Raw genomic sequence first — 23,798 nt, 5'->3', positions numbered from 1 at the left:
CCCTAGCCCATTGAAGGCGAAGCGGTCTTTTATACGCAGAAGGCCCTCCCACATGGGAGGGCCTTCTGGTGTTAGGCTAAAGTTATTGGAAATTAAATAAACCGACCTAACCCCACCGCGGAGCGTAAACGATCCATGGTCACGGCCGCTTCCTCTCGGGCACGCTCAGCGCCTTTTTGAAGCACGGCTTCAATATGCCCAGGGTCTTCCATTAACGCATTGTAGCGCTCACGGGGGGCGCTTAGGTGGTCATTCAAATAATCAAAGACGTGATTTTTAGCGTCGCCCCAACCAATCCCTTCGGCATACTGCGCACGCATGGCGGCTGTTTCTTCATCGCTGGCGAACGCCGAGAATATCTGGAACAGCGTGCAGGTGTCCGGGTCTTTGGGCTCACCCGGCTCTAACGAATTGGTTTTAATTTTGCGCACCAGCTTTTGCAGCTTTTTCTCAGCAGAGAACAGTGGAATCGTATTGTTGTAGCTTTTGGACATTTTGCGTCCATCCAGCCCTTTTAATACTTCGCCTTTTTCATCCACGACGGCGTCTGGCTGTACAAAATACTGGCCTTTAAACAGGTGATTAAAGCGGTTGCCAATATCACGCGCCATTTCAATATGCTGAATTTGGTCACGCCCGACCGGTACTTTATTAGCGTTAAACATAAGGATATCAGCCGCCATTAGCACGGGGTATCCAAATAGCCCCATGGTAACGCCTTTGTCTGGGTCTTGATTACCAGCTTCCTCATTCTCCGCCACCGCGGCTTTGTAAGCGTGGGCACGGTTCATCAGGCCCTTGGCACACACGCAAGAGAGCATCCACATCAGTTCGGGGATTTCTAAGATATCCGACTGGCGATAGAAAATAGCGTTATCGGTATCCAGACCCAGCGCCAGCCACGTTGCGGCGATCTCCAGGCGAGACTCCTGCACACGCTTAGGGTCTTGGCACTTGATCAGCGCGTGGTAATCCGCCAGAAAGTAGAACGACTGCACGTTGGGGTCTTGGCTGGCCTCAATGGCAGGCTTAATGGCCCCAACATAATTGCCAAGATGCGGCGTTCCGGTTGTAGTAATCCCAGTAAGAACGCGGGTTTTGGCTGTCTGACTCATGATGTTCTAGCTCTTAGGTAAATAGGCCTATCATAACGTGTTGCTAGACGAGTGGCGAACAGCTTCAGCGCCAGTCTATTAACGACCAAGTCAGCTCACCATCACCAGACGACGGTGGAACAGTACAATTCCCCCAGCTGGCTTGTTCTTCAGAATCAAGCAAACTAAAAGCAGTGCGCAAAGCTGCCTCATCATAATTAAAATTATTACTACCCCCACCCCTAAACTCAATGTCGGCAGCAGTGAACTCTAAAAGACTTTCATCATAAGGTGCCACTAATAAGGCACCATTTAAATCTCTGCCGCCGCCCCCTTTCTGTGAATAATCGCCTAATACGATAATCAACCCATTAAAATCGGGATTTCCTCCTGCTGCATAATCACCTTTAACAACTAAAATGCCAGCACCGGATATATTGTTTGCATCGATAGTGCCAGTCACAAACGTAATCTGTTCATTCCCCTCGCTTCCAAAAGACGTATTGTTTTTGACACTCCTCCCTTGCACGTGGACAGTTTCATTTCGGGTTCGGAGCATTTCGATGAAGGTATGAAATTTTTCAGCGCTTTCACCACGATTGAACAAACCATCAGGAATGCCTCCCTGAATGTTATTATTGGCAGCATTAGCGCCGGAGAACTTATCAAGGTCGTCTTGGGTCACTGTAATATCAGGAACACTGCCTTTGCCATTAAATTCTGCTTGAGAGCTAGGAAGCCTTATCTGACCAACAGGGCTTGCAATCGTCAAAGGGGATAAATCATTAAAACTGCACCACTCGGGGCTAGCAGCCGAAGATGTAATGGCAACATCTTCATAAGCACGATCATAGTGTATTGAACCGGCACCACTTACGCTCAAGCTTTCCGAGAAAACGCGCCCCATCAAACTAGCTGAGCCGCTGATTGAGACATTGCCAAACGGGGCAAGTACTTCACCATACATATCTCCATCAGAATTCATTGCAACTGCGCTACCTCCACCCTCATATAACGAGATAAAAGAAAATGCAGGAACCAATTCCCCTTCAACTTCAACAACAGGATTAAAACCATTCATCTCAAAAACATTTGACCCGTTGAAATCAAACTTACCCTTGGAAATAATACGTAGCGAAGCACCTTCACGCAGGGTAATAGCAGAGTCTCCCCATAGAACTAGTGACACATTGGAATCTGCAACAATCACCGTGGGCTTGCCTATAACCAAGCCCTCCCCGCCTATGGTCAAACTATTAACATGGAAAACTTCATATCCGCCTATAAACTGGGACTCTCCTAGCACCTTTGAATCTTCCGGGCCATTCCAGTTTAGAACGCTTACATTTCTAGGATTGCTTTTAAAGCTATATTCATTATAAACCTCCTCCACACTATAATCAGGACAGGCTTGCCCCTCCGACACCACCGCTAACCCTTCACTTAAATAGTCTTCAAAGACGATTCCAGGAAAGCTGCGACTCTGATCACCCTCAATTCTGTTACCTATTTCCGTATAAATTTCTGGCGAGGTCACATCACCACCAATGGCATAGGTAGTGGGTCCTCTATAGACGCCATTTGGTTGCAAAGGATTAACATCCCCCCAGTTCCCTAACACTTGCACAGAAGTATTGACCAGAATATTGCCGTCTACCCTGGTACCAACCTGAAAGAACACACTACTTTCAGAGTATATATTGCCTGTGATTAACGCATTATTACCTTTTAGAGTGACTTCACCCACACTATATACATCACCATCTATAGGCATAGTATTGGTGACTTCCATACTCCCTGCTGTAAATATGTCTCCCGTAACACCTGGAGCAGACCCCATATTAAATTTCAGCAGGCTATTTTCGTGAAGAGATACCAGTGAGGCTTTCCCACCACTGTTCCCCATGAGGCCATAAGCACCTAACTGTGAATCAAAGCTATCAACAGCAACGCCTCCCCCTCCTTCAAAAGACGCGCCGTAACAAGTGATAATACCATTGCTTAAAATGCCACTAAGGTTGGCACCTTCAAATTCGTAACGATAAACCAAAGCCGAATCACGCACGGCACTATTGCGCAACCCGCGATCCCAGGAGGTGATTGTTACCGTCTGCACCTCCGTATCAACTTCAAATTGAAGCTCCAGGTTAGCCAGCAGCTCTTCTTTTATTTGTCGCTGCTCATCCTCATCTAGCTCGTCAAAATTGGCGGGCAATAGATCCGCAATAAATTGATCCAACGTACCCGATTGAAGCAATTGGGCAATCGCCTCACCCGTCAGTTTTCCATCCGTCTCTTTAAGTAGCTCTGGATCTGCTACTAATTGACCTAAAAAGTCGTTGCGATTTGAGTTATTATTAGGATTTACTAATGCTGACAAGGTGTTTTCAGCGGTCATCTGCGCTTCAACAGAGGAGCGAAAATTACCTGCTAACCGCTCATCTACAAGGGATGACTGCATAGCGCTCATACCCACCACCATGGAGGCCGATAACAAGGCCATGACAACAAAGAGTGCTGCGCCATTTTGCTGCTTTTTCATCTCACTCGCTCTCAATGTGGGTGGTTGTAACGACATCTCGATTAGTGACATAAAACATTAGCGACTCGCCACTCTTCATAATAGGGACACTGACGAAATATTGGTGGTCTTTACCTACCACTGGACTCGCCAACGGCTCTTGGTCTTCGCTACACTCAGCGTTGCTGATTGGGTGGTCATCTTCATAGTCTTTATAAAAATCTATAACAGGCTGGTTTCCTTCAGCAGTGTCCCTGATAGTGCATAGACACATGGCTTTCTGAATACCGCAGGAAAGCTCATAGCGGTCAGTATCACCTTCTTTTCGCAAACCCTCTGCTAATATTTGCGTTAAAAACACCGCTAATTCTTGCTTTCGGCTTAGCTCGTCCACCGAGTTAAAGGTAGAAAATGTAGACAAAAAGAGCTGACCAGCTCCCAACGCAATCGCAGTGCCGATCGCCATCGCCACCATTAATTCAACTAAGCCAGCGCCAAGTTGATGCTTAACTGCTTTCATGGCGCATCTACCGTATTAGGAAGGTTAAAACGGTAGCGGTACTCTTCCTCACTATTACTAGATACGCTATTCAGGGCAATCACAATCGTAAACTCACAACCCTCAGACGTACTTACACCACTGTTGCCCCAGTTTGCGCCTCGTAACGGATTAACGCTTGTATCTTCTGACCAGTGTTTTATCCAATCGCCTTCAAGGGCGCTAACAGCTGATGCATCTATGTCTTCGCAGTTGCCATTACCCTCTAATAATCCCCAAACCCTCTCTTGTGCGTCGACAGCGGCAACGACAGCAATAGAGCGTTGATACCCTTCGGTCGCGCTTTGCAGTGCTTTCATTTGCATGGCTGCCACCCCCATTAGACCAAAGGCAAGTACTACCAGCGCTATCAGCACTTCAATCAGTGAGAACCCTTGCTGGTGCTTCATTACCAGCAAACCTCTGGAGAGCGCTCACCTTTTGAATTCAAGGTGAGGTTTTGATCTTCATCTTCACTGCAACCATCGGAACGCGAGGTCGCAGCGGTTAATACGTAGCCTCCATTGGAGGTGTCGGATGAGATGCTGTAATGGCCGCCCGGAGAGACCGTCATCTCCAAATCGCACTCTTCGTAGGTGTAATCACGGGAATAACAACGCTCCATCTCTGAAGCCGCCTGCAAGAGTGCCGTCTGGCCATCAGAGCGAACAGAGCGCTCAACATAGCGGGTATAACTGGGATAGGCGATGCTTGCGATGATCCCAACGATGACCACCGCAATCAATAATTCGATGAGAGTAAAGCCGCGCTGGCGCCTACTGACATGACCTTCACGGTAATCAAAAACGTAAGACACTAAGCGATGCTCCCGTATCAGTTAACTCATACTTTGAGTATGTCGTAAACTGATACCGTTTGCATCACCCGCTTACAATCACTTGTTCTCGCAGCTCCTTCGGCATCGAGAACGTAATATTCTCTTCACGCCCTTGCAGTTCAATCGGCGCTTCTGCGCCAAGCGTTTGAAGCTTTTCAATTACACCTTTCACCAGCACTTCCGGGGCGCTGGCACCGGCGGTAACGCCAATCCGGCTTACGCCTTCAAGCCAAGCTGCTTCAATTTGCTCGGCGTTATCTACTAAATAAGCAGGCGTGCCCATCCGCTCGGAAAGCTCACGCAGACGATTGGAGTTGGAGCTATTGGGGCTTCCCACGACGAGCACTAGGTCACTGTCCGCTGCCAGTTCGCGCACCGCATCCTGCCGATTTTGAGTGGCATAACAAATGTCGTCTTTACGCGGCCCTTGTATCTCTGGGAAGGTTGCACGCAGCGCATCAATCACTTTGGCAGTGTCGTCCATCGAGAGCGTAGTTTGCGTGACAAACGCCAGTGATGAGGGATCGTTCACCACCAAGTTGGCAACGTCCCGCTCATCTTCTACAAGGTAAATCTGGCCACCGTGAGACGTGTCGTAACGCCCCATCGTGCCTTCAACTTCCGGATGACCTTCGTGCCCGATCAGAATGCACTCTTGACCGCGCTTCGCGTAGCGCAGAACCTCCAAATGTACTTTGGTAACCAGCGGGCAGGTCGCATCGAAGACTTTAAGACCGCGCTGCTCAGCTTCTTGTTGCACTGCACGAGAAACACCGTGGGCCGAGAAAATCACAATCACGTCATCGGGCACTTCATGCAGCTCTTCAACAAACACAGCGCCCCGCTCGCGTAAGGTTTCAACCACAAAGCGGTTATGCACCACCTCGTGGCGCACGTAAATGGGCGGGCCAAAGACGTCGAGCGCGCGGTTGACGATGTCGATCGCACGATCCACGCCAGCGCAAAACCCGCGCGGGTTTGCCAGCTTAATCTGTATGGGCTGAGAGGACTCTGTTGACTGCATAAAAGCGCCTTGATGCAACCTGCATCGCCGGTTAAGTGAATATTCTTTCTACAACTTGTTCTGACAATTAGTGCTTGGTGACGGGCGTTACGTTCAGCACGTCCACTTCAAACGTTAACGTACGTCCTGCGAGCGGGTGATTAAAGTCCACTTCCACACGGTCGCCGTCTATGGTTTTGACCACGCCAGGCAATTCCGTTCCTGCTTTATCGGCAAATGACATCACCATGCCAATCTCCGGCTCTTCATCACCAAAATCAGCGCGCTTCAGCGTTTGGATATTCTGCGGATTATGCTGCCCAAAAGAGTGCTCCGGGGTAATCTGAAACGCCCCGCTCTGGCCAGCGGCCATGCCTTTAATAGGATGCTCAAAACCGGGCGGCAAGTTGCCATCGCCATACTGGAAGGTGGCGGGGGCTTTCTCTTTGGTGGAATCGACAACCGTGCCGTCTTCCAGCTTCAGCGTGAAGTGCAGGGTAATTTCCATACCATCATCAATTAGGTAGTCCATGGTTCCTCACTCGTCACTCTATGGCTTTTAGTCATGCTGCTATAGCGCGGCTTTCTTACGGCGTCGATCACCCATTATCGACTCCCATATTAATCCTACCGCTCCCAAGGTAATGCCGATATCCGCCACATTAAAGGCGGGATAGTACCAGCCAGCAGCGTGGAACGATAAAAAGTCCACTACGTAGCCATGCACTAAGCGGTCGTACAGGTTGCCCAACGCACCGCCAATAATCAGCGGCAGTGCTACGGCCAGCAGCTTTTCATCTGCCTTCACGCGGGAGAGCCAAACGGTTAAGCCAATGCTGGCACCAATGGCAACTAACGCAAAAAACCAGCGCTGCCAGCCGGGGTGATCCGCTAAAAAGCTAAACGCGGCCCCGGTATTATGCAGCAACGTAAGGTTAAAAAACGGCAGCACCTCAACGGGCTGGGCGTAATTTAAAAAGTGACTCGCCATGTATTTGGTCAGTAAGTCCAACACGACGACCGCCACTGCCAGCCATAGCCAGCGTAGCGGCCGCCGCATGGGCGGCGGCTGGCTTGGGTTATCGATGGTGGACGCACCCTTAGGCATAGTAACGAATCTCGCCGCTGCCCTCGGGCAGGTTGCTGATACAGCGACCACATAGATCTGGATGCTCAGCATGAGCGCCCACATCCGCTCGGTGGTGCCAGCAGCGCTCGCACTTTTGATGCTCGCTTCCACTCACCGCTACTTTCAAACCGTCAAGTTCGGTGCTCTCTGCGTTAGCGGCACTCGCTAGCGGCGCTAGGTGTACTTCACTGGTGAGCATCACGAAGCGCAGTTCATCGCCCAACTTGGTGAGCGTAGCATTCAGCTCGTCGCTGACGTAAAGCGTCACTTCCGCCGCTAAGCTGCCTTTGATCACTTTGGCATTACGGGCATCTTCCAGGCACTTGTTCACCGAGTGCTTCACTTCCAGCACCTGCTCCCAGAAAGCACGGCCCATGTCGGCCCCGTCTTCCAGAGTGCCCAGCCCCGTGTAATAAGTTTCTAGCAAGACGCTGTCGCCACGCTCACCGGGGATATGCTCATAAATCTCCTCGGCGGTGAACGACAGAATCGGCGCCACCCAGCGGCTCAGCGCTTCTACCACATGATACAGCGCGGTTTGCGCGCTGCGGCGAGCGAGCGAGTCCGTTTGAGTCGTGTACTGGCGGTCCTTGATTACATCCAGGTAGAAACCGCCCAGCTCGCGTGCGCAGAAACCATGCACTTGCTGGTACACATCCAGGAAACGGTACTCTTCATAGGCGGTTTCAATGCGTGCTTGCAGCTGCGCTGCGCGGTCGACCACCCACTGATCCAGTGCCAGCATATCGCCAAACGCCACCTGATCCCGCTTGGGATCAAAACCGTTCAGGTTGGAAAGCAAGAAGCGTGCGGTGTTACGGATGCGTCGATACACATCGGCGGTGCGCTTCAAGATTTCATCCGAAACGGCCATTTCGCCAGAGTAATCCGTCGACGCCACCCACAGACGTAAAATATCGGCGCCCAGCTTGTCCATCACGGTTTGCGGTGCAACCACGTTACCGATGGACTTGGACATTTTGCGGCCCTGGGCATCGACGGTGAAGCCATGCGTGAGCAGCTGACGGTACGGCGCATGGCCGTCAATCGCTGCGCCGGTCAGTAGCGACGAATGGAACCAGCCACGGTGCTGATCAGACCCCTCCAGATACAGGTCAGCACGCGAGCCGCTTTCATGACCATGAGGATGCGAGCCACGCAGCACGTGGCGGTGCGTGGTACCGGAGTCAAACCAGACATCCAAGGTATCGGTGACTTTTTCATACTCCGCCGCTTCGGCACCTAATAGCTCGGCAGGGTCGAGCTTAAACCACGCCTCAATACCCTCTTGCTCTACGCGCTTAGCCGCTTCTTCCATTAGCTCAACCGTCTTAGGATGCAGCTCGCCGGTTTGCTTATGCAGGAAGAACGGAATCGGCACGCCCCAGTTACGCTGGCGAGAGATACACCAGTCCGGGCGGTTGGCAATCATGCTGTGCAGTCGCGCCTGACCCCAGGCAGGCGTAAACTCGGTGGCTTCAATGCTTTCCAATGCCCGCTCGCGCAAGGTTTTGCCGTCTTTACCTTTGATATCCATGCCCACAAACCACTGGGCGGTAGCACGGTAAATAACCGGTGATTTGTGGCGCCAGCAGTGCATGTAGCTGTGCTTGATGGGTGTATGCGCCATCAGCGCACCCACTTCGCGCAGTTTTTCAACGATATGCGGGTTAGCTTTCCAGATCATCTGGCCGCCGAAGAACGGCAGATCATCGGCGTAGACACCGTTGCCTTGCACCGGGTTGAGCATGTCGTCAAAGCTCATGTCATGCTCACGGCAGGTGATAAAGTCATCCATACCGTAAGAAGGCGCTGAGTGAACGATGCCCGTGCTGCCGACTTCAGACTCAACGTAATCCGCAAGATACACCGGCGAAAGGCGCTCATAAAACGGGTGGCGGAAGTTGATCAGATCAAGCTGTTTGCCCTGAGTAGTTGCGACCACGTTGCCTTGTAAACCAAAGCGCTCTAAACAGCTTTCTACCAGCTCTTCGGCTAGCAACAGCAGGCGTTCGCCAGTATCCACCAGTGCGTAGGTAAACTCTGGGTGAACGTTCAGCGCTTGGTTGGCGGGAATGGTCCAGGGCGTGGTGGTCCAGATCACGACCGCCGCTGGCTTGGGCAATTCGCTAAGGCCAAAAGCCGCCGCTAATTTGTCGCCATCTTCTACCGGGAAGGCCACATCAATCGCATCAGATTTCTTATCGGCGTACTCAACTTCCGCCTCTGCCAGCGCCGAGCCACAGTCAAAGCACCAGTTAACCGGCTTTAAGCCTTTGAACACATAGCCCGCATCGACCATATCGGCCAGCGCGCGGATCTCTCCCGCCTCGTTGGTGTAGTCCATTGAGCGGTACGGATGATCCCAGTCACCGATAATGCCAAGGCGTACAAAATCGGCTAGCTGCGTTTCGATCTGCGCACCGGCGTACTCACGGCAAAGCTCGCGGGCTTTATCAGCGGCTAAGTGCTTACCGTGGGTGGTTTCAACTTTGTGCTCAATGGGCAGGCCGTGGCAGTCCCAGCCGGGCACGTAAGGTGCGTCGAAACCGGCTAGGTTTTTGGATTTAACAATAATATCTTTAAGGATTTTATTAACGGCGTGACCAATATGGATACTGCCGTTGGCATAGGGAGGACCATCGTGCAGAACAAACAGCGGCGCACCCGCACGGGTGTCGCGCAGGCGCTGGTACAGGTTCATATCCTGCCATTTTGAAACGCGCCCTGGCTCCTGTTTCGGCAGCATGCCGCGCATGGGAAAGTCGGTTTCTGGCAAGTTTAGCGTATGCTTATAATCCATAGTCCGGTCAGCCGTCGTTAGTATCGGCGGCGTCATCCGCCGAAGAAGAATCAGAAGAAATCGTATTTGAAGACATCGACTCACGCCCAAGCGGGGCCGAGGCCAGCGGAAGAGTATTCATACAGCCAGTCGCCGCTGCCGCAAAGTAGCGGCGCGCTCTGGCTTGATCGTGTTCAATTTGCGTTTTTAGCGCATTAAAATCGTCAAACTTCACTTCCCCACGCAGCCGCGCGCAGGGGTAAACCGTCAGCCGCTGACCATAAAGGTCGCCTGAAAATTCCAATAGATGAACTTCCAGCGTGGGCCTTTCAGAACCCACCGTGGGCCGGAATCCGACGTTAGCCACCGCTGGATAACGCTCGCCGCTTGCCAGCTCGGCCACAACGGCAAACACACCACGCAGCGTTAATGGCTGGGGCAACAGCGGCAAATTAGCAGTAGGCACCCCAATAGTACGCCCTAGCTGCTGGTCACGCACCACGCGTCCATGAAGCGAGTAGGGCCTACCTAGCAAACGAGCCGCCACTTCAAAGTTACCGCTTGCTAACAAGGTACGTACACGGGTGCTGGAGACTCGCTCGTCATCGACTTTAAACGTCCGCGTGTGCTCTACGCCAAACCCTTCCACCTGGCCGACGGTTTCCAGCAAGTTAAAGTCGCCTCGGCGGTCGCAGCCAAAGCGAAAATCATCGCCTACCACCAAGTGCTTCACACCCAAACCGTCGATCAGCACCTGATCGATAAACTCGCGTCCCGTCAGGCTGCGCAGGGCGTCATTAAACGGCAGACAGAGTACCTGCTCAGCACCATGGTCACGCAGCAGGCGCACTTTTTCGCGCAGGCGGGTTAAGCGCGGAGGTGCTTGGTCACCGGCAAAAAACTCCCGCGGCTGAGGCTCAAACACCACCACGGTCAACGGCACATTTAAGCGCGCCGAATGCTCACGGCACTGCTCCAGGATCGCCTGATGGCCGCGGTGCACACCATCAAAATTACCGATGGTAGCAACGCAGCCACGATGAGCCTCTGTCAGATTGTGCAGACCTCGAATGACGTGCATGGCACCTCTTTTTTAAAAGCGTTTGCCGTTTAAAAGCGTTTGATTATAACGAACGCTCTGACCAGGTGCAGGAGAAGATGACCTTCAACATGGCATGGCTCTCTTTGCATGGCGCTCTTTTTCACCCTATTGCTGCAGGCTGCCGATTAGCTATTCATTTTAAAGTGACGCAGCCGCAGGCCAAACGCCGTTAGCCAGGCAAAGTAGAGCCCGCCACCCAACACCACTAACCCTGCCACCCAGCGGATGCGCTGCCACAGCTCAAACGCCAGCCAAGCCTGCCAATCAGGTGCGATTAGATAAAGTGCGATACTCATCAGCGCGCTGCCACCGCCCAATTGAACGGCGTAACGCCCCCATCCGGGCTGAAAGATCAATACCTTCTGGCGGTAAAGCAGGTAACCCAACAGCCCGGCATTTAAAAACGCCGACAGCGCGGTGGCAAGGGCTAGGCCTGCATGGGCTAATGGCCACACCAGTATCAGGTTAAACACCATGTTAGCCACCATAGCGATAATGCCGACTTTCACTGGAGTTTTGGTATCCTGACGAGCAAAGAAACCCGGTGCTAATACCTTGATGAGCATAAATGCCAGCAGGCCAAACGCGTAAGCGCGCAGGCTCATGGCCGCCATTTGGATATCGTGATCCGTCATTGCACCGTAATGAAACAGGGTAATCAAAAACGGCTCCGCTAAAATTGCCAGCGCCAGCGCCGCAGGCACGCCAAGCAGCAGCACCACCCGAATCGCCCAATCAAGCATCGCAGAGAAGTGCTCGGTCGACTTCTCCGCATGGCGCTTGGAAAGCGCGGGTAGAATAATCGTGCCAATCGCAACGCCAAACACCCCAAGCGGTAGCTCAACCAACCTATCTGAGTAGTAGAGCCAAGACACACTGCCCGCTACTAACAGCGACGCCAGTACGGTATCCAACAACAGGTTAATTTGCGATACCGACACGCCGAACAGCGCGGGCGCCATGAGCTTAAGAATACGCTTAACGCCCTCGTGGGCAAAGTTAGGCCAGGGCGTCGGCAGCAGCCCCAGGCGCAGCAAAAACGGCACTTGAAACGCTAACTGGGCAGCACCGGCAATTAATACCCCCCAGGCCAGTGCCATGGCGGGCTCTTCCATTAACGGCATTAGCAGCAGCGCCGCGCCGATCAGCGAAATATTCAGCAGCACGGGGGTGAAGGCGGGCACCGCAAAACGGTTCCACGTGTTCAGCACGCTGCCAGAAAAGGCAGTTAACGAAATCAACAGCAAATAGGGAAAGGTGAGCCGCAACATATCAGCGGTCATCGCCAGCTTTTCAGGGTCGCGTCCAAAGCCAGGGGCAAACACCCATACCAGCCAAGGCGCCCCCAGCATCGCCAAGGCGGTGATGAGCGCTAGCATCGCCGTTAAACTGCCCGCTACCGCATTTAACAACTCACGAATTTCCTGCTTACTGCGCTGGGTAGAGTATTCCGAAAGGACAGGGATAAACGCTTGGTTAAACGCCCCTTCGGCAAACAAGCGCCGTAAAAAATTGGGGATCTTAAATGCCACAAAAAACGCATCAGCACCGTTGCCCGCACCCAGAAACGTGGCAACCACGACATCGCGCACCAGCCCCATGACGCGCGAAAGCATGGTCATGGCACTGACCACTAACCCAGAGCGCATCAGCCCACGGCGCGCAGGCGACATATTTGCTTGTGGTGGCGTGTTGACGGTCATCACTCAATCCATCGTGACTAAAAAACATAGCGACTAAAAACAAGAAACCCAAAGCCGCCGCGGGCAATGCGACGTATAGACACAAAAAAACCGGCCGCAGCCGGTTCTTTATAGGGCGCCTGCCGACTTACGCCGCCAGAGCCTTAATGCGCTTGTTCAAGCGGCTTTTTAGACGTGCTGCTTTCTTCTTAGAAAGAACGTCTTTGTCAGCGATGCGGTCGACAACCGGCTGCATGACTTTGAACTCTTCCATTGCTTTGCCATGGTCGCCAGTGTTGATCGCTTTGATCACACGCTTGATGTAGGTGCGGACCATGCTGCGCTGGCTGGCTTTCAGGACGCGACGAGTCTCGGCCTGGCGGGCGCGCTTGCGTGCTTGCTTGCTGTTCGCCACAGGTATCTCCTTGGAGAATAAGGGCTGCCTATAAACGGCAACGAATTAACTATGTGTTTGTCGGCCAGGCATTTGCCTCAGCACGACATTTCCGTAACAACCAATTGATTTGAAAGTATTTTAAGCACTTCCAAACAGTGTAACGAGCAGTCTGAAAAGCTGCCCGCTCACGGGTCTTGTCTGAGAGGATGGCATAGTCTATCACGCGCAAAGCGGCCTTACTAGCAGCTGTCAATCGCTTTTAGAAGCTATACACAGGGATCGCAGGGTCACGCATCATTTCTGCAATCCCGCCTGGTGCAGCCACGCCTACCCCCTCAAGCAAGTCTTCTTCGGTATAGTCGGTATTGGGTAGGTAAATGGCGCACACCTCTACTCCAACACCCTCACCCATTAGCATTTGCAGCATGCCTTCGGGCTTCACTTCCCCAGCTGGATTGCTTGGTGGCGTTTTCACTGCTTCTTCACTGGCATAGCCTTCTACCGCTAAATCGCCCGCCGCATCGCATAAAAGAATATGCAGGTCCGTGCCTTGCTGGCGCATGGCGTTGCCTAGAATCATTGCCATCGCTTGTGTCTGCACAGCATCACTGGTGAGCACCATCAGTGCCTGCTCGCTCTGTTCACCGTGGTGATCCGCCAGAGCCAGTGTCGGTAGCGCTAATGCCAGCGAACCGGCCATTAATGTGAGTTTACGCATCATCTTCTCCTTACATGGGTATTAAACGCATGGCTTGACGTGGCAGCGTTATTGCGCCTCGTACCATGCCACGTCTGGGTTAATCTCATAGCTCCAGGGCAAGCCCGAGTTGCGCCAGCCGTTACGGGCGCGCACTCCTTTAGAGTCACCGTCCGCCAGTGTGCCGCCTTCAAAACCATCGCTGACGGAATAAACCTCTGAGTACCCCATTTCTGTGATGACATCAGCGGCAGGCGCGCTGCGTGTCGCACCAGAGCGACACATCACAATAATCGGCGTGTCAGCATCGGCACTGTGCGCCTCCAGGGCAGCCGCCACCTGTGCCGCAAAATCGCTGTTACGCGCCATGGGCCATGTCTGACTTTCACTATCAAACTGCGAACGATCAGCCAATACCCACGGCACGTGGATATCGGTCGGCTCAGCAAATCCGGTAAATTTAATTTCAACAGGGTCACGCACATCAATAAGCAGTGCGCTTTCGTCGTGCTGCATCAGTTCAAAGGCCTCTTTAGCAGTCACATAGAGGCCTAAGTTCGTCTCTCTGTAGGCGGGCGCCTCCTCTGCGACAGCAACGCTGACGCCTCCGGCCAGCAGAGCGCATGCAGCCGCTATCCCCACTAAGCGACGCGGCAACGAAGAAGAGGGCCGTAAAAGCAGAGCGTTTTTATAAACACCGTTAGCAGCATAACCATTCATAACGAAATCCTCTATCAAAGTAACTATTTTGAATATACTAGTAGAATGCGGGCTATGTGCAACTGTGGCGCGTTGTCACTCGACAAAAGCATGAGGTACGTCAAAGAAATAGAACGAACGGACTCGCTGAGCAGTGCCGGGGGTTTATTTATGCCTGCTTCCTTGAATCCGCCACGTACTGCCTGCATATCACTCGGTAACCTTTTTTCATGCGATACAGAGTCTACCCATGTCGATTATTGATCCCCGCACAGGGAATCCGCTTACCGCAGATCCCGCTGATACCGGTAATGCCCAAAATGCTCAGGCAGGCACTGAACGCCCTTCCGTAGCTCCTGAAGACGTCATCATTGAGCTGAACGCGAATAATATTCAGCAGGTGCTAGAAGCCTCTATGCAGGTTCCTGTATTGCTAGGCGCCTACTCCCCCAGTGACAGCGCCTGTAGCACCCTTGTTACGCTGCTAGAGAAACTCGCGGTTGATTATGCGGGTGCGTTTTTACTCGCTAAGCTAGATATCACCGCTAACCCAGAGATTGCCGGCCAACTTGGCGTGCGCTCGGTTCCCGATGTCAAACTGGTGAGCCAAGGCGGCTTAGTGGATGGCTTCCAGGGCGCGCTGCCGGAAAAAGAGGTGCGCGAGTGGCTAAACCGTTACTTCCCCGCCCCCGGCGATGCGCCACCGAGCCCCGAAGAGCAAGCAGAAGAAGCGCTAACGGCAGGCGATGCACCCGCCGCACGCGAGATTTATCAATCGCTGGTCAGCCAGTATCCGGAGCACTACGCCTATCAGGTGGGCTTAGCGAAAGCGCTGGTCGCCGAAGGCCGTGGTGAGGATGCGCGCAGCGTGCTGGATAACTTACCCCCCGAAGAGCGCGATGCTGCGCCTGCACGCGGTGTGCGTGCCAGCATTGAATTCAGCGAACAAGCACTTTCCAGTGATGAAATCGCTGCGCTCGGTAATCGTACAGACAGCGATGCCCAGTACCAGCGAGCGCTGCGCCAAGTGGCCGACGGCCAGTACGACGCAGGCCTGGAAGCACTGCTCGCGCTAATGAAGCAGGATCGCGCCTACAACGACGATGCGGCCCGCAAAACCCTGCTGCAAGTCTTTGATGCACTAGGCGCCGACCATCCGCTGACCGTCACCTATCGGCGCAAGCTATTTGCTCTGTTGTACTAATGAGCACGGTTAGCTCTGAGCAGGCTTTAACAACCGATCCATGCGCGCCAACGCCGCTTCCAACTGGGAAGCGGTGGTGCCAAAGTTAAGCCGCACAAAGCCTGGGCTGCTAAACGCAGCACCGTCAGAAAGCGCAACGCCCGCCTGCTCAAGTAGCGCCTTGGCGGGCGATTCCCCTAACCCCGCTTGACGCATATCGAGCCACGCTAAATAAGTGGACTCAGGCGGACTTAACGCTACTCCAGACCACAACGCGACGCGCGCCTCTAAGCTAGCGCGATGCTCCCGCAAGACCTCTAAAAGCGCCTGACGCCAAGCCTCACCGTCACGATACGCCGCCTCCGCGGCCACTAAACCCAGCACGTTGCCATCTGGCAAAAAGCCTTTCGTGGCAGCAGCGAAGCGCTTACGCAGCGCAGCATCCGGAATGATGGCACAGGCGCTGGTAAGCCCTGCAAGATTGAACGTTTTTGACGGCGCCCATAGCGTGATGGTTCGCTTGGCTAACTCAGGAAACATTGCGGCCAAGGGCCGGTGACGAGCACCCCGATCCAACAGAAGATCACAATGCAGTTCGTCAGAGACAACCCACAGATCATGGCGCTCTATCAGCGCCGCCAGCTGGCTAAGCTCTTCCTCCCGCCACACCCGCCCAGTGGGGTTATGCGGATGGCACCATAGCAGCAGCCGCGTTTGTGGGGTAATTGCCGCCTCCAGCGCGTCAATATCCAGCTGCCAAGGCTCGCCAGGGGCCGTTGGCTCGGCTAACATCGCCTGCTGGGCTAGCCGCCCCGTGCGTTCGGCAACCGCCAGAAACGGCGGATAGATGGGTGTAATGGTAAGCACGCCCTCACCGGGCTGAGTCAGTGCCATGGCCGCAAAATGCAGCGCTGGTACGACCCCGGGAAGCCACAGCTGCCAGTCCGCGTCAATGGGCCAATCGTAATGGTGAGCGCTCCACTGGCACAGGGTTTCTGTTAGCGTAGCGGGAACTTCGCCATAGCCGTAAACACCGTGCTCAACCCGCGCTTTTAACGCATCAATCACCGCTGGCGGGGAGCGAAAATCCATATCCGCTACCCATAACGGCAGTACCTCCGCCTCATAGCGGTGCCACTTTTGCGATGCATAACCGCCGTCGGGGTGGCGCCGCTCAACGGGCGTGGCAAAATCAAACGCCATAACGAATCTCACTTATTGATGGGAGTAGATACCGAGCATGCCGCAAGATGACTTTTATACCAAGATGCGCGCGGGGCTTTCGGCGCTGCTGCGGCAGTGGCGTTCGCTAGGGCAGGCGGACGCCGACCAGCTAGCGCTCATCCTGGCCGAAACCGCCCGGGTCGCCAAGCTCGGCACCCCTGATGCTACGCCTAGCGGCGCGATCCTTGAGCAGTGGAGTCAAGATGAGCAGGGCGAGATACCCCTATGGGCACCCCGGACCGCGGTATTCCTACTCAATCAAATGCCTGCCCGCCCCATTCCAAAAAGCGAGGCAGAGGCCTGCGCATGGGCATACTGCTGGCTGCGCAACCGCTCTTTTGATTCACTTCCGGCCGCTCAAGAGGCATTACCTGCTCACTTAAAAGTGCCTTTACAAGAGGCCTTGGAAGCCGCCTGGCGTGACCAGCAAGGACTGCGCTTAGTCTAATATCAACGACGCTTGCGCCCCGACGATTTAGGTTTAAAGCCGGCAGGTTTGGTGGCCAGCCACGTGACAAAGGCACTGATCTCAGCATCCTCTTTCAAAGCGTCAAGCGTGGCAAAATCGTCGGCCAATTCCCGCTCGCTATATAAGCGATGGATATGCTTATGACAGGGGTGGCAAAGCCATACAATCGCCGTTAGGCGCTCCTCGCGGCTATGGCGCTTTTGATAGCGCGGCTTGTTATGCAAGGTCCGCGGTATCAGATGGTGCTTTGTTAGCGGCGCAGCGCGTAGGCAAAGCTCACAGCCGGCAGGCTTTGGCGGTGGCGAGAGCAGATGAGCCTTTGACTTATTAGAGCACGTCACGATCGTGGCAACCTCGCATACAGGCAGCGCAAAACATGAAGTAATGCGTCAAATAGTGTTACACCATGACGACACAGCGATAATAACGGCACAATAATGTGAAGGAAAACACCCAATGATAGAAGTTCCACTTACCTGGCAGCTGGCTAAACTGGGCCTTTCAATAGGCATGGTGCTCGGGTTAGGCGCCGTTGCAGTGCGGGCTAGCCCGCGCATGGCCGGGTTACTAGCAGGCTATCCCTTAGGAACCGCGCTGGCCCTGTTTTTTATCGGCTTAGAGCTATCCCCCGAATTTGCGACCCAAAGCGCGGTACATACCCTTGCGGGCTTTACCGCTTCTATGGCGCTGGGGGCTGGCTACCTTGTGATGGGCCGCCCGCCAGGGCTAAAGGGGATCTTAAGCGGCGTAGCGGGAGGCCTTATTGCTTGGTTTGCAGTGAGCAGTGTACTTGCCCAATTCAGCTTTACACGGGTCAGCGGCACGTTGGTGACCCTCGCGGCGATTGCCATATTTAGCTGGCTGTTTCGTAAAGTGCCTGACGTTAAAAGCCCAGCTAGCCGGGCATTTTCCTGGCCGGCATTGGCCACGCGCGCAGGGCTTGCAACGGTCATCATTTTTATCATCACCCGTCTGGCACATTGGCTACCGCCGGAGTGGGCAGGCACACTAGCTGCGTTTCCCGTCACGATGCTGCCGTTTCTGCTAATTCTGCACCTCAATAACGGCCATGCTCCGGTCGCAACGGTCATTAAGCACTACCCTATGGGTCTGGGTTCGCTGCTTAGCTACACTTTATGTGTTTCATACACCTACAGCACTATGGGGCTTTTTTGGGGCACTTTGGCGGGGTTCGCCACGGCGACCCTGTGGCTACTTGGCTGGATGCAGTTAACCGCTTGGTTTAAACGCCGCGCCACTTGACCAAGCGCTCGCTAGGGGTAATTCTGTCAAGCCTAAGCCATTAACAATAAGGATACCCAATGTTTACGCGTACTATTGAGCCTGCTTTTTACGACACCGACGCGCTCGGCCATATTAACAATACTCGTTTGCCTGCGTGGTTTGAGTGGGCGCGTAACGATCTTTTTAAGCTATTCACCCCAAACCTCAACCCCAAGCAGTGGCGCCTAATTATGGCGCGCATGGAAGTCGACTACCGCGCTGAACTGTTTTACGGTCACGATATCGAATTACGTACCTATCTGACACGTTTAGGCACTAGCTCGTTTACGGTGACTCAGGAAGCACGACAGCACGGAAAGCTGACGAACCTTGGCCACACCGTATTGGTGCAGTTTGACCATCAAGCAAAGTGCGCGATGCCCATAGAGGGCGAGCTCCGCGAGGCGCTACTTGCCCACCTGCACGATGCACCAGAGCCTGCGTAACGTTCATTTCCCACCGCGCATCGCGGTACGCTGGGAGCCTGCTATGGCGATCCGTTATAACCTTTGGTTAGACCCCGACAATACGGCACAGCATCAAGCCGTAGAGGCCGATTTAGAGCGTTTCTTTATGGAACGCTTCGCCGATTACCCGCATATCCGCTTGTTCGGCGCCGACCCCTACGATTATGATGCTCCCTTCAATCGACTCTACGACGTGCTAATGGCCCGTGCGGCTGAGTACAGTGAGGAAAAGTGGCGGTATGTAGCGACTCCTGAACAGCTCAATCGCTGCTTCTTCCGCGCCGTTGGCCGTTCCAATAAGTTTCTTCAAGACGACCCAAAGTGAGATTTCTACGCAATGGTAATTCGTACCGACCAAGCCCCCGACGAGCGCCAACTGGCCATTATTACGCAGCAGCTCGGACGGGCACCTCGCGGTATTGAAGCCGTTGCAGCCACAGACACACAGGGCACTCCCTTGGTTCTTCGCATGGCCCCTATCGTGGATGGCAAGCCCTTCCCTACGCTTTACTGGCTCTGCTCCGACCTTCTTAAAATTGAAATCTCACGTATTGAAGCCGTCGGCGTGATTAAGTCGCTGGAGCAGCGCCTGCAAGAAGAGCCTGATTTTTTGGCCGCTTACCAACAGAGTCATCGCGACTATGTCGAGGCCCGCTGGCGCGCGATGAGTGAGGCTCAGCGCGAAGACGTTGCGCAACGGGGCTACACCGATGTACTCACAGAGCGTGGCATTGGCGGTATCAGCAACTGGCAGCAGGTACGCTGCCTACACACCCAGTACGCCCACCATCTGTGCGGTAATAATGTGATTGGCCAGTGGATGGACGAACACTACGACGTTCAGCGCTGCCTAAGCTAAACCGTTCAGCTCAACTCGCCCGCTAACTCACTACTCTCTTTTGCGATAAGGACGCCCTGACTATGTCACGCATTTGTGTTTACCTCGGTTCACGAGAGGGCAACAGCCCAGCGTTTCGCCAAGCCGCCAACGCACTCGGCACAGCCTTAGGCGAGCGCGGCCACACCTTAGTGTATGGCGGCGCGCGTATTGGCTTAATGGGCGAATTAGCGAATGCAGTGTTAGCGGCAGGTGGCAAAGTCATCGGCGTGATGCCTGATCATCTTGTGGAGCGCGAGCAGGCCCACTTTGGTTTAACTGAGCTAATTCGCGTACCCAATATGCATGAGCGTAAGGCCACCATGGCCGCCAACGCTGACGCTTTTATTGCCTTGCCCGGTGGCATTGGCACCTTTGAAGAGCTATTTGAGATTTGGACCTGGGGTTATTTAGGGCTACACGATAAGCCCATGGGACTGCTCGATACCGAAAGCTTTTATGCACCACTGCTAACGTTTCTTGATAGCACGGTCAGCCATGGCTTTTTGGCCCAAACAACGCGCAATATGCTGGTAGATGCACCGACACCTAGCCAGCTACTCGAAATGCTGGAAGAGCAGATACCGTAAGCAGAAAAAGCTGACAGATCGTTACTGAGGATTAACGCGAATCCCCAGTAAGCTGTAGCGTTCGTTGGTAGGTTAATTGCAGCAAGCGGGCGTCTTCCCCAGCTCTGTGGCGATGGATGCCACGCTCGGCAATGACCGTCTCTTTCGTATCGCTCCACAGCGCCTGCTGCGCTTCGCTAAGCAAAATACGCAGCGCCTCCAAGCGAAACCGAGGCAATAAACCGGCATGATGGAAGAGCAGCGATAGCCACGTATTATCGTATCCCCAGCTATCACTGTAAGCTTTGCCTATTTCACGCAGCTCGTCATTCAGCCAGCGTGCGACTTGTTGTACTGGATAGCCTTCCTGGCGCAAACGCTCTTGGGAAATCCCGTGCAGCAATTCTGCTTTAGGATCCCAATGCGTCCACTCATCTAATGGCTGAATAAGAAATGCGCAGCAGCTACCGTCAGCACGAGCAATGCCCACCTCAATGGGGTAGCTGCCGCGCCCAAATCCGGACGCTTCAATATCCAGCACTGTTGGTAGCGTCTCGGACACGGACTTCCTCATTGACTCATCACTGTGGCTAAGCCGTCGCCAGTTCAGTCTGCGCCTGACGATCGGCCAAACCTTGCCAGTAAGCCGCTTGATCATTATCTATTGCCAAGCCTAGCTCGCCAAGGCGATAAGCACGAGCTAGCCTTTCAGCCGCTAGAAAGTGGCCCGATTGAGCGGCACGGGCATACAGCGTTACCGCATAATCTTCACGACGCGGATACTGCACACAGCCATGCTCATGAATTTGGGCGGCTTGGAACTGTGACTTAATATCGCCCGCTTGAGCAGCTTCTAACACATAGCGCGCTCCACGTGCCTTGTCGTGAGGTGACAAACTACGATGAAACAGCATATGGCCATAAATAGACAGCGCATCGGGATGCCCCGCCTCGGCACAGCGTTTGAATAACTGCATTGTTAAACGTTGTGTACGCGGAGAACGCGGCAGTAACCAACGCGTATGGAACAGCTGCTCAGCAAGACGAAATTCTAGACGAGTAAACAATGATGATGCCTGCGGCATGGCAAACCACCCTGCCTGTCTGTTGAGATTTTCGGCTAGCAATCGATGACACTTTTGGACCGCTAACCCTACGATTAACCAGCGCTCGGCTGGTCGATGGGCTGGCAAGCATACGCCTGCCTTCGCAATGACTCAACCCCATTGATTTGCTGCTTTAGGAGAGCCTCGCTAACATGCCTCTCACGCGCTGATATTTCCAGCGGAAATAACGCTTATCCTGAGGCGATTTCGCCTTATTAAGGAGATCAATATGCAAACTCGCCCACTGGGTAGAACTGGGATGGAGGTCAGCCGACTCTGCTTAGGCACGATGACGTTTGGCGAACAAAATAGTGAAGCAGAAGCCCATGAACAGCTCGATCGAGCAGTGGCTTTCGGCATCAACTTCATCGACACCGCTGAAATGTACCCGGTTCCGCCAAAAGCAGACACTCAGGGCTTAACCGAAGCGTATATTGGCAGCTGGTTAAAGGCTCGCGGGTCACGCGATGATGTCATCGTCGCCACCAAAGCCGCTGGACCGGGCTTAGATCATATTCGTGGTGGCCCCAAGATGAGCCGGGATCATCTTCATCAGGCCATCGATTCAAGCCTTGAACGGCTGAACACTGACTATGTTGATCTTTACCAGCTGCACTGGCCTGACCGTAACACTAACTTTTTCGGCAAGCTGGGCTATACCCACTCAGAGCAAGAAGATGCCACGCCACTTGAAGAGACACTCTCTGCGCTTAAAGAGCTGGTAGAGGCGGGTAAGATTCGCGCCGTAGGCCTTTCCAATGACACGCCTTGGGGCGTGATGCGCATGCTGCAGCTCTCTGATCAGTTGGGCTTGCCTCGCGTCGCTTCTATCCAAAACCCGTATAACCTACTGAACCGCTCGTTTGAGGTGGGCTTGGCGGAGATTGCCCACCGTGAAGATGTGGGTCTGCTGGCCTATTCGCCGCTGGGGTTTGGTGTGCTATCCGGTAAGTACCTTAACGGTGCCCAGCCGCCCAAAGGCCGCTTGACGCTGTACGAACGTTTTAAGCGCTACACCTCACCAGAGGCTGAAGCAGCGACCCAGGCGTACGTTGATGTGGCCAAAGAGCACGGGCTCGACCCGGCGCAAATGGCGCTAGCGTTTGTTAACTCACGAAGCTTCCTCACCAGCAATATCATTGGCGCGACAACCATGGATCAGCTGGAAAGCAACCTAGCCAGTGAGAGCCTGAAGCTGGATGAGGAGGTCTTAACCGCTATCGACGACATCCATCGTCGCATGCCCACCCCCTGCCCTTAACGGCTCCTATCGCACCGATAGCCTCGGCCATTGCCGAGGCTTGATATAATCGCCCCATCGACAATTCTTTTTTTGTCACGGCCTTAGGAGCACGCCATGCTGAGCGTTATTTCCCCTGCCAAAACGCTAGATTTTGAAACGCCCTCCACCACCGAGAACGTTACCCAACCTGACTTCCTCGGCCATAGCCAGCCGTTGATCGATATTCTGCGTGGCTACTCGCCACAGCAGCTGAGCGAGCTTATGGGTATTAGCGATAAGCTGGCGGGGCTGAATGCCGCCCGTTTTGCCGACTGGCAGCCGCCCTTCTCGCTTGAAAATGCCAAACCTGCGGTTCAAGCTTTTCAGGGGGATGTGTATACCGGGCTTGAAGCGAAGACCTTTAGCGAAGCGGATAACCAGTTCGCCCAGCAGCATTTACGTATTTTGTCGGGGCTGTATGGCTTGCTGCGTCCACTGGATCTTATCCAGGCATATCGATTGGAAATGGGCACCAAGCTGCCTAACAAGGCGGGCAAAGATCTGTATGCCTACTGGAAGCCCACGCTAACTTCCGCGCTCAATAGCGCTATTCAAGACAGTGGCTCGAACGTGCTGGTTAACCTAGCCTCAAATGAGTACTTTAAAGCCGTGGATGCGAAGAAGCTGAATGCCCGGGTCATTACACCGGTATTTAAGGATGAGAAGAACGGCACTTTCAAAATCATCAGCTTCTATGCCAAAAAAGCGCGCGGCTTAATGAGCGCCTGGATTATTCAGCAGCAAATTAATGACCCCGATGCGTTAACTGGATTTGATATCGAAGGCTATCGTTTTGATGCTGCAGCCTCAGAAGGCGATACGCTGGTATTTATACGCAAAGAAGCTGACCGCTAA

General features: G+C 53.7%; 27 protein-coding genes. 9 read left to right on the top strand and 18 right to left on the bottom strand.

The genetic code is table 11. The features are described from left to right. Positions 1-92: 92 nt before the first annotated feature. The 14 genes from LOS15_RS00205 to LOS15_RS00140 form a co-directional block, all read right to left on the bottom strand. Positions 93-1,115 (bottom strand): tryptophan--tRNA ligase, encoded by a 1,023-nt coding sequence (locus tag LOS15_RS00205; RefSeq protein ID WP_263067327.1) that lies wholly within the window; start codon positions 1,113-1,115, stop codon positions 93-95. A gap of 64 nt (positions 1,116-1,179) precedes the next feature. Continuing rightward, complete coding sequence (locus LOS15_RS00200; RefSeq protein ID WP_263067325.1) at positions 1,180-3,636, bottom strand: pilus assembly PilX N-terminal domain-containing protein; 2,457 nt, start codon at positions 3,634-3,636, stop codon at positions 1,180-1,182. A gap of 1 nt (position 3,637) precedes the next feature. After that, positions 3,638-4,135: a PilW family protein gene (locus LOS15_RS00195; RefSeq protein WP_263067323.1), complete on the bottom strand. Its 498-nt coding sequence runs from the start codon at positions 4,133-4,135 to the stop codon at positions 3,638-3,640. After that, positions 4,132-4,563, bottom strand: a complete 432-nt coding sequence (locus LOS15_RS16955; RefSeq protein ID WP_317629619.1) for a prepilin-type N-terminal cleavage/methylation domain-containing protein — start codon at positions 4,561-4,563, stop codon at positions 4,132-4,134. Before LOS15_RS16955 ends, LOS15_RS00195 begins: the two co-directional genes overlap by 4 nt. Beyond that, the gene (locus LOS15_RS00185) at positions 4,563-4,970 is read right to left on the bottom strand and encodes a type IV pilin protein (RefSeq protein WP_263067321.1); all 408 of its coding nucleotides are present in this window, start codon (positions 4,968-4,970) and stop codon (positions 4,563-4,565) included. The genes LOS15_RS16955 and LOS15_RS00185 overlap by 1 nt, the downstream gene beginning before the upstream one ends. Positions 4,971-5,034: 64 nt before the next feature. Next, positions 5,035-6,015 (bottom strand): 4-hydroxy-3-methylbut-2-enyl diphosphate reductase, encoded by a 981-nt coding sequence (ispH, locus tag LOS15_RS00180; RefSeq protein ID WP_263067320.1) that lies wholly within the window; start codon positions 6,013-6,015, stop codon positions 5,035-5,037. 67 nt (positions 6,016-6,082) lie between these two features. Further along, complete coding sequence (fkpB, locus tag LOS15_RS00175) at positions 6,083-6,526, bottom strand: FKBP-type peptidyl-prolyl cis-trans isomerase (protein ID WP_263067318.1); 444 nt, start codon at positions 6,524-6,526, stop codon at positions 6,083-6,085. Between the two features lie 39 nt (positions 6,527-6,565). Beyond that, positions 6,566-7,102, bottom strand: a complete 537-nt coding sequence (lspA, locus tag LOS15_RS00170) for a signal peptidase II (RefSeq protein ID WP_263067316.1) — start codon at positions 7,100-7,102, stop codon at positions 6,566-6,568. Continuing rightward, positions 7,095-9,926 (bottom strand): isoleucine--tRNA ligase, encoded by a 2,832-nt coding sequence (ileS, locus tag LOS15_RS00165; RefSeq protein WP_263067314.1) that lies wholly within the window; start codon positions 9,924-9,926, stop codon positions 7,095-7,097. The genes lspA and ileS overlap by 8 nt, the downstream gene beginning before the upstream one ends. 7 nt (positions 9,927-9,933) lie before the next feature. Continuing rightward, positions 9,934-10,986: a bifunctional riboflavin kinase/FAD synthetase gene (gene ribF / locus LOS15_RS00160; protein WP_263067312.1), complete on the bottom strand. Its 1,053-nt coding sequence runs from the start codon at positions 10,984-10,986 to the stop codon at positions 9,934-9,936. A gap of 146 nt (positions 10,987-11,132) precedes the next feature. Then, a complete protein-coding gene (gene murJ, locus LOS15_RS00155; RefSeq protein ID WP_263067310.1) occupies positions 11,133-12,710 on the bottom strand; it encodes a murein biosynthesis integral membrane protein MurJ in 1,578 nt (525 codons plus the stop codon). 127 nt (positions 12,711-12,837) lie between these two features. Further along, a complete protein-coding gene (rpsT, locus tag LOS15_RS00150; RefSeq protein WP_009097974.1) occupies positions 12,838-13,104 on the bottom strand; it encodes a 30S ribosomal protein S20 in 267 nt (88 codons plus the stop codon). 241 nt (positions 13,105-13,345) lie between these two features. Continuing rightward, entirely contained in the window at positions 13,346-13,804 is a 459-nt protein-coding gene (locus LOS15_RS00145) for a hypothetical protein (RefSeq protein ID WP_263067306.1), read from the bottom strand. Between the two features lie 48 nt (positions 13,805-13,852). Continuing rightward, a complete protein-coding gene (locus LOS15_RS00140) occupies positions 13,853-14,503 on the bottom strand; it encodes a rhodanese-like domain-containing protein (protein ID WP_263067305.1) in 651 nt (216 codons plus the stop codon). A gap of 229 nt (positions 14,504-14,732) precedes the next feature. On the opposite strand from LOS15_RS00140, the gene LOS15_RS00135 reads away from it, so the two are divergent. Further along, positions 14,733-15,686 (top strand): co-chaperone YbbN, encoded by a 954-nt coding sequence (locus LOS15_RS00135; protein ID WP_263067304.1) that lies wholly within the window; start codon positions 14,733-14,735, stop codon positions 15,684-15,686. 9 nt (positions 15,687-15,695) lie between these two features. Here the strand turns inward: LOS15_RS00135 and LOS15_RS00130 are convergent, their stop codons facing one another. Continuing rightward, positions 15,696-16,868, bottom strand: coding sequence for a MalY/PatB family protein (locus tag LOS15_RS00130; RefSeq protein ID WP_263067303.1), 1,173 nt, complete (start codon positions 16,866-16,868; stop codon positions 15,696-15,698). Between the two features lie 37 nt (positions 16,869-16,905). Here LOS15_RS00130 and LOS15_RS00125 point away from each other — a divergent pair, with 37 nt between their 5' ends. Beyond that, complete coding sequence (locus tag LOS15_RS00125) at positions 16,906-17,337, top strand: hypothetical protein (RefSeq protein ID WP_263067302.1); 432 nt, start codon at positions 16,906-16,908, stop codon at positions 17,335-17,337. Between the two features lie 2 nt (positions 17,338-17,339). Here the strand turns inward: LOS15_RS00125 and LOS15_RS00120 are convergent, their stop codons facing one another. After that, complete coding sequence (locus LOS15_RS00120; protein WP_263067301.1) at positions 17,340-17,582, bottom strand: hypothetical protein; 243 nt, start codon at positions 17,580-17,582, stop codon at positions 17,340-17,342. Positions 17,583-17,814: 232 nt separating this feature from the next. On the opposite strand from LOS15_RS00120, the gene LOS15_RS00115 reads away from it, so the two are divergent. The 5 genes from LOS15_RS00115 (at position 17,815) to LOS15_RS00095 (ending at position 20,576) form a co-directional block, all read left to right on the top strand. Then, entirely contained in the window at positions 17,815-18,621 is an 807-nt protein-coding gene (locus tag LOS15_RS00115) for a hypothetical protein (RefSeq protein WP_263067300.1), read from the top strand. Between the two features lie 59 nt (positions 18,622-18,680). Next, positions 18,681-19,088, top strand: coding sequence for an acyl-CoA thioesterase (locus tag LOS15_RS00110; RefSeq protein ID WP_263067299.1), 408 nt, complete (start codon positions 18,681-18,683; stop codon positions 19,086-19,088). Positions 19,089-19,131: 43 nt separating this feature from the next. Further along, the gene (locus LOS15_RS00105) at positions 19,132-19,434 is read left to right on the top strand and encodes a hypothetical protein (protein ID WP_263067298.1); all 303 of its coding nucleotides are present in this window, start codon (positions 19,132-19,134) and stop codon (positions 19,432-19,434) included. Positions 19,435-19,446: 12 nt separating this feature from the next. Continuing rightward, the gene (locus LOS15_RS00100) at positions 19,447-19,968 is read left to right on the top strand and encodes a DUF501 domain-containing protein (RefSeq protein ID WP_263067296.1); all 522 of its coding nucleotides are present in this window, start codon (positions 19,447-19,449) and stop codon (positions 19,966-19,968) included. A gap of 62 nt (positions 19,969-20,030) precedes the next feature. Beyond that, positions 20,031-20,576 carry a TIGR00730 family Rossman fold protein gene (locus tag LOS15_RS00095; protein ID WP_263067295.1) on the top strand — a complete coding sequence of 182 codons (546 nt, stop codon included), beginning with the start codon at positions 20,031-20,033 and terminating at the stop codon, positions 20,574-20,576. A gap of 31 nt (positions 20,577-20,607) precedes the next feature. On the opposite strand, the gene LOS15_RS00090 is transcribed toward LOS15_RS00095, so the two are convergent. Then, entirely contained in the window at positions 20,608-21,117 is a 510-nt protein-coding gene (locus LOS15_RS00090; protein ID WP_263067294.1) for a hypothetical protein, read from the bottom strand. Between the two features lie 28 nt (positions 21,118-21,145). Continuing rightward, positions 21,146-21,640: a tetratricopeptide repeat protein gene (locus tag LOS15_RS00085; protein ID WP_263067293.1), complete on the bottom strand. Its 495-nt coding sequence runs from the start codon at positions 21,638-21,640 to the stop codon at positions 21,146-21,148. A 250-nt stretch (positions 21,641-21,890) separates the two neighbouring features. On the opposite strand from LOS15_RS00085, the gene LOS15_RS00080 reads away from it, so the two are divergent. Both LOS15_RS00080 and yaaA read left to right on the top strand, forming a co-directional pair. Continuing rightward, positions 21,891-22,922 (top strand): NADP(H)-dependent aldo-keto reductase, encoded by a 1,032-nt coding sequence (locus tag LOS15_RS00080; protein ID WP_263067292.1) that lies wholly within the window; start codon positions 21,891-21,893, stop codon positions 22,920-22,922. A gap of 96 nt (positions 22,923-23,018) precedes the next feature. Continuing rightward, on the top strand, positions 23,019-23,798 hold the full coding sequence (yaaA, locus tag LOS15_RS00075; RefSeq protein ID WP_263067291.1) for a peroxide stress protein YaaA: 780 nt from the start codon (positions 23,019-23,021) through the stop codon (positions 23,796-23,798).

Origin of the sequence: Halomonas sp. 7T, from assembly GCF_025643255.1 — a bacterium.
GTDB lineage: Bacteria > Pseudomonadota > Gammaproteobacteria > Pseudomonadales > Halomonadaceae > Vreelandella.
Note: the sequence above shows the minus strand (reverse complement) of the source record. Positions and strands in the feature narration are given on the sequence as shown.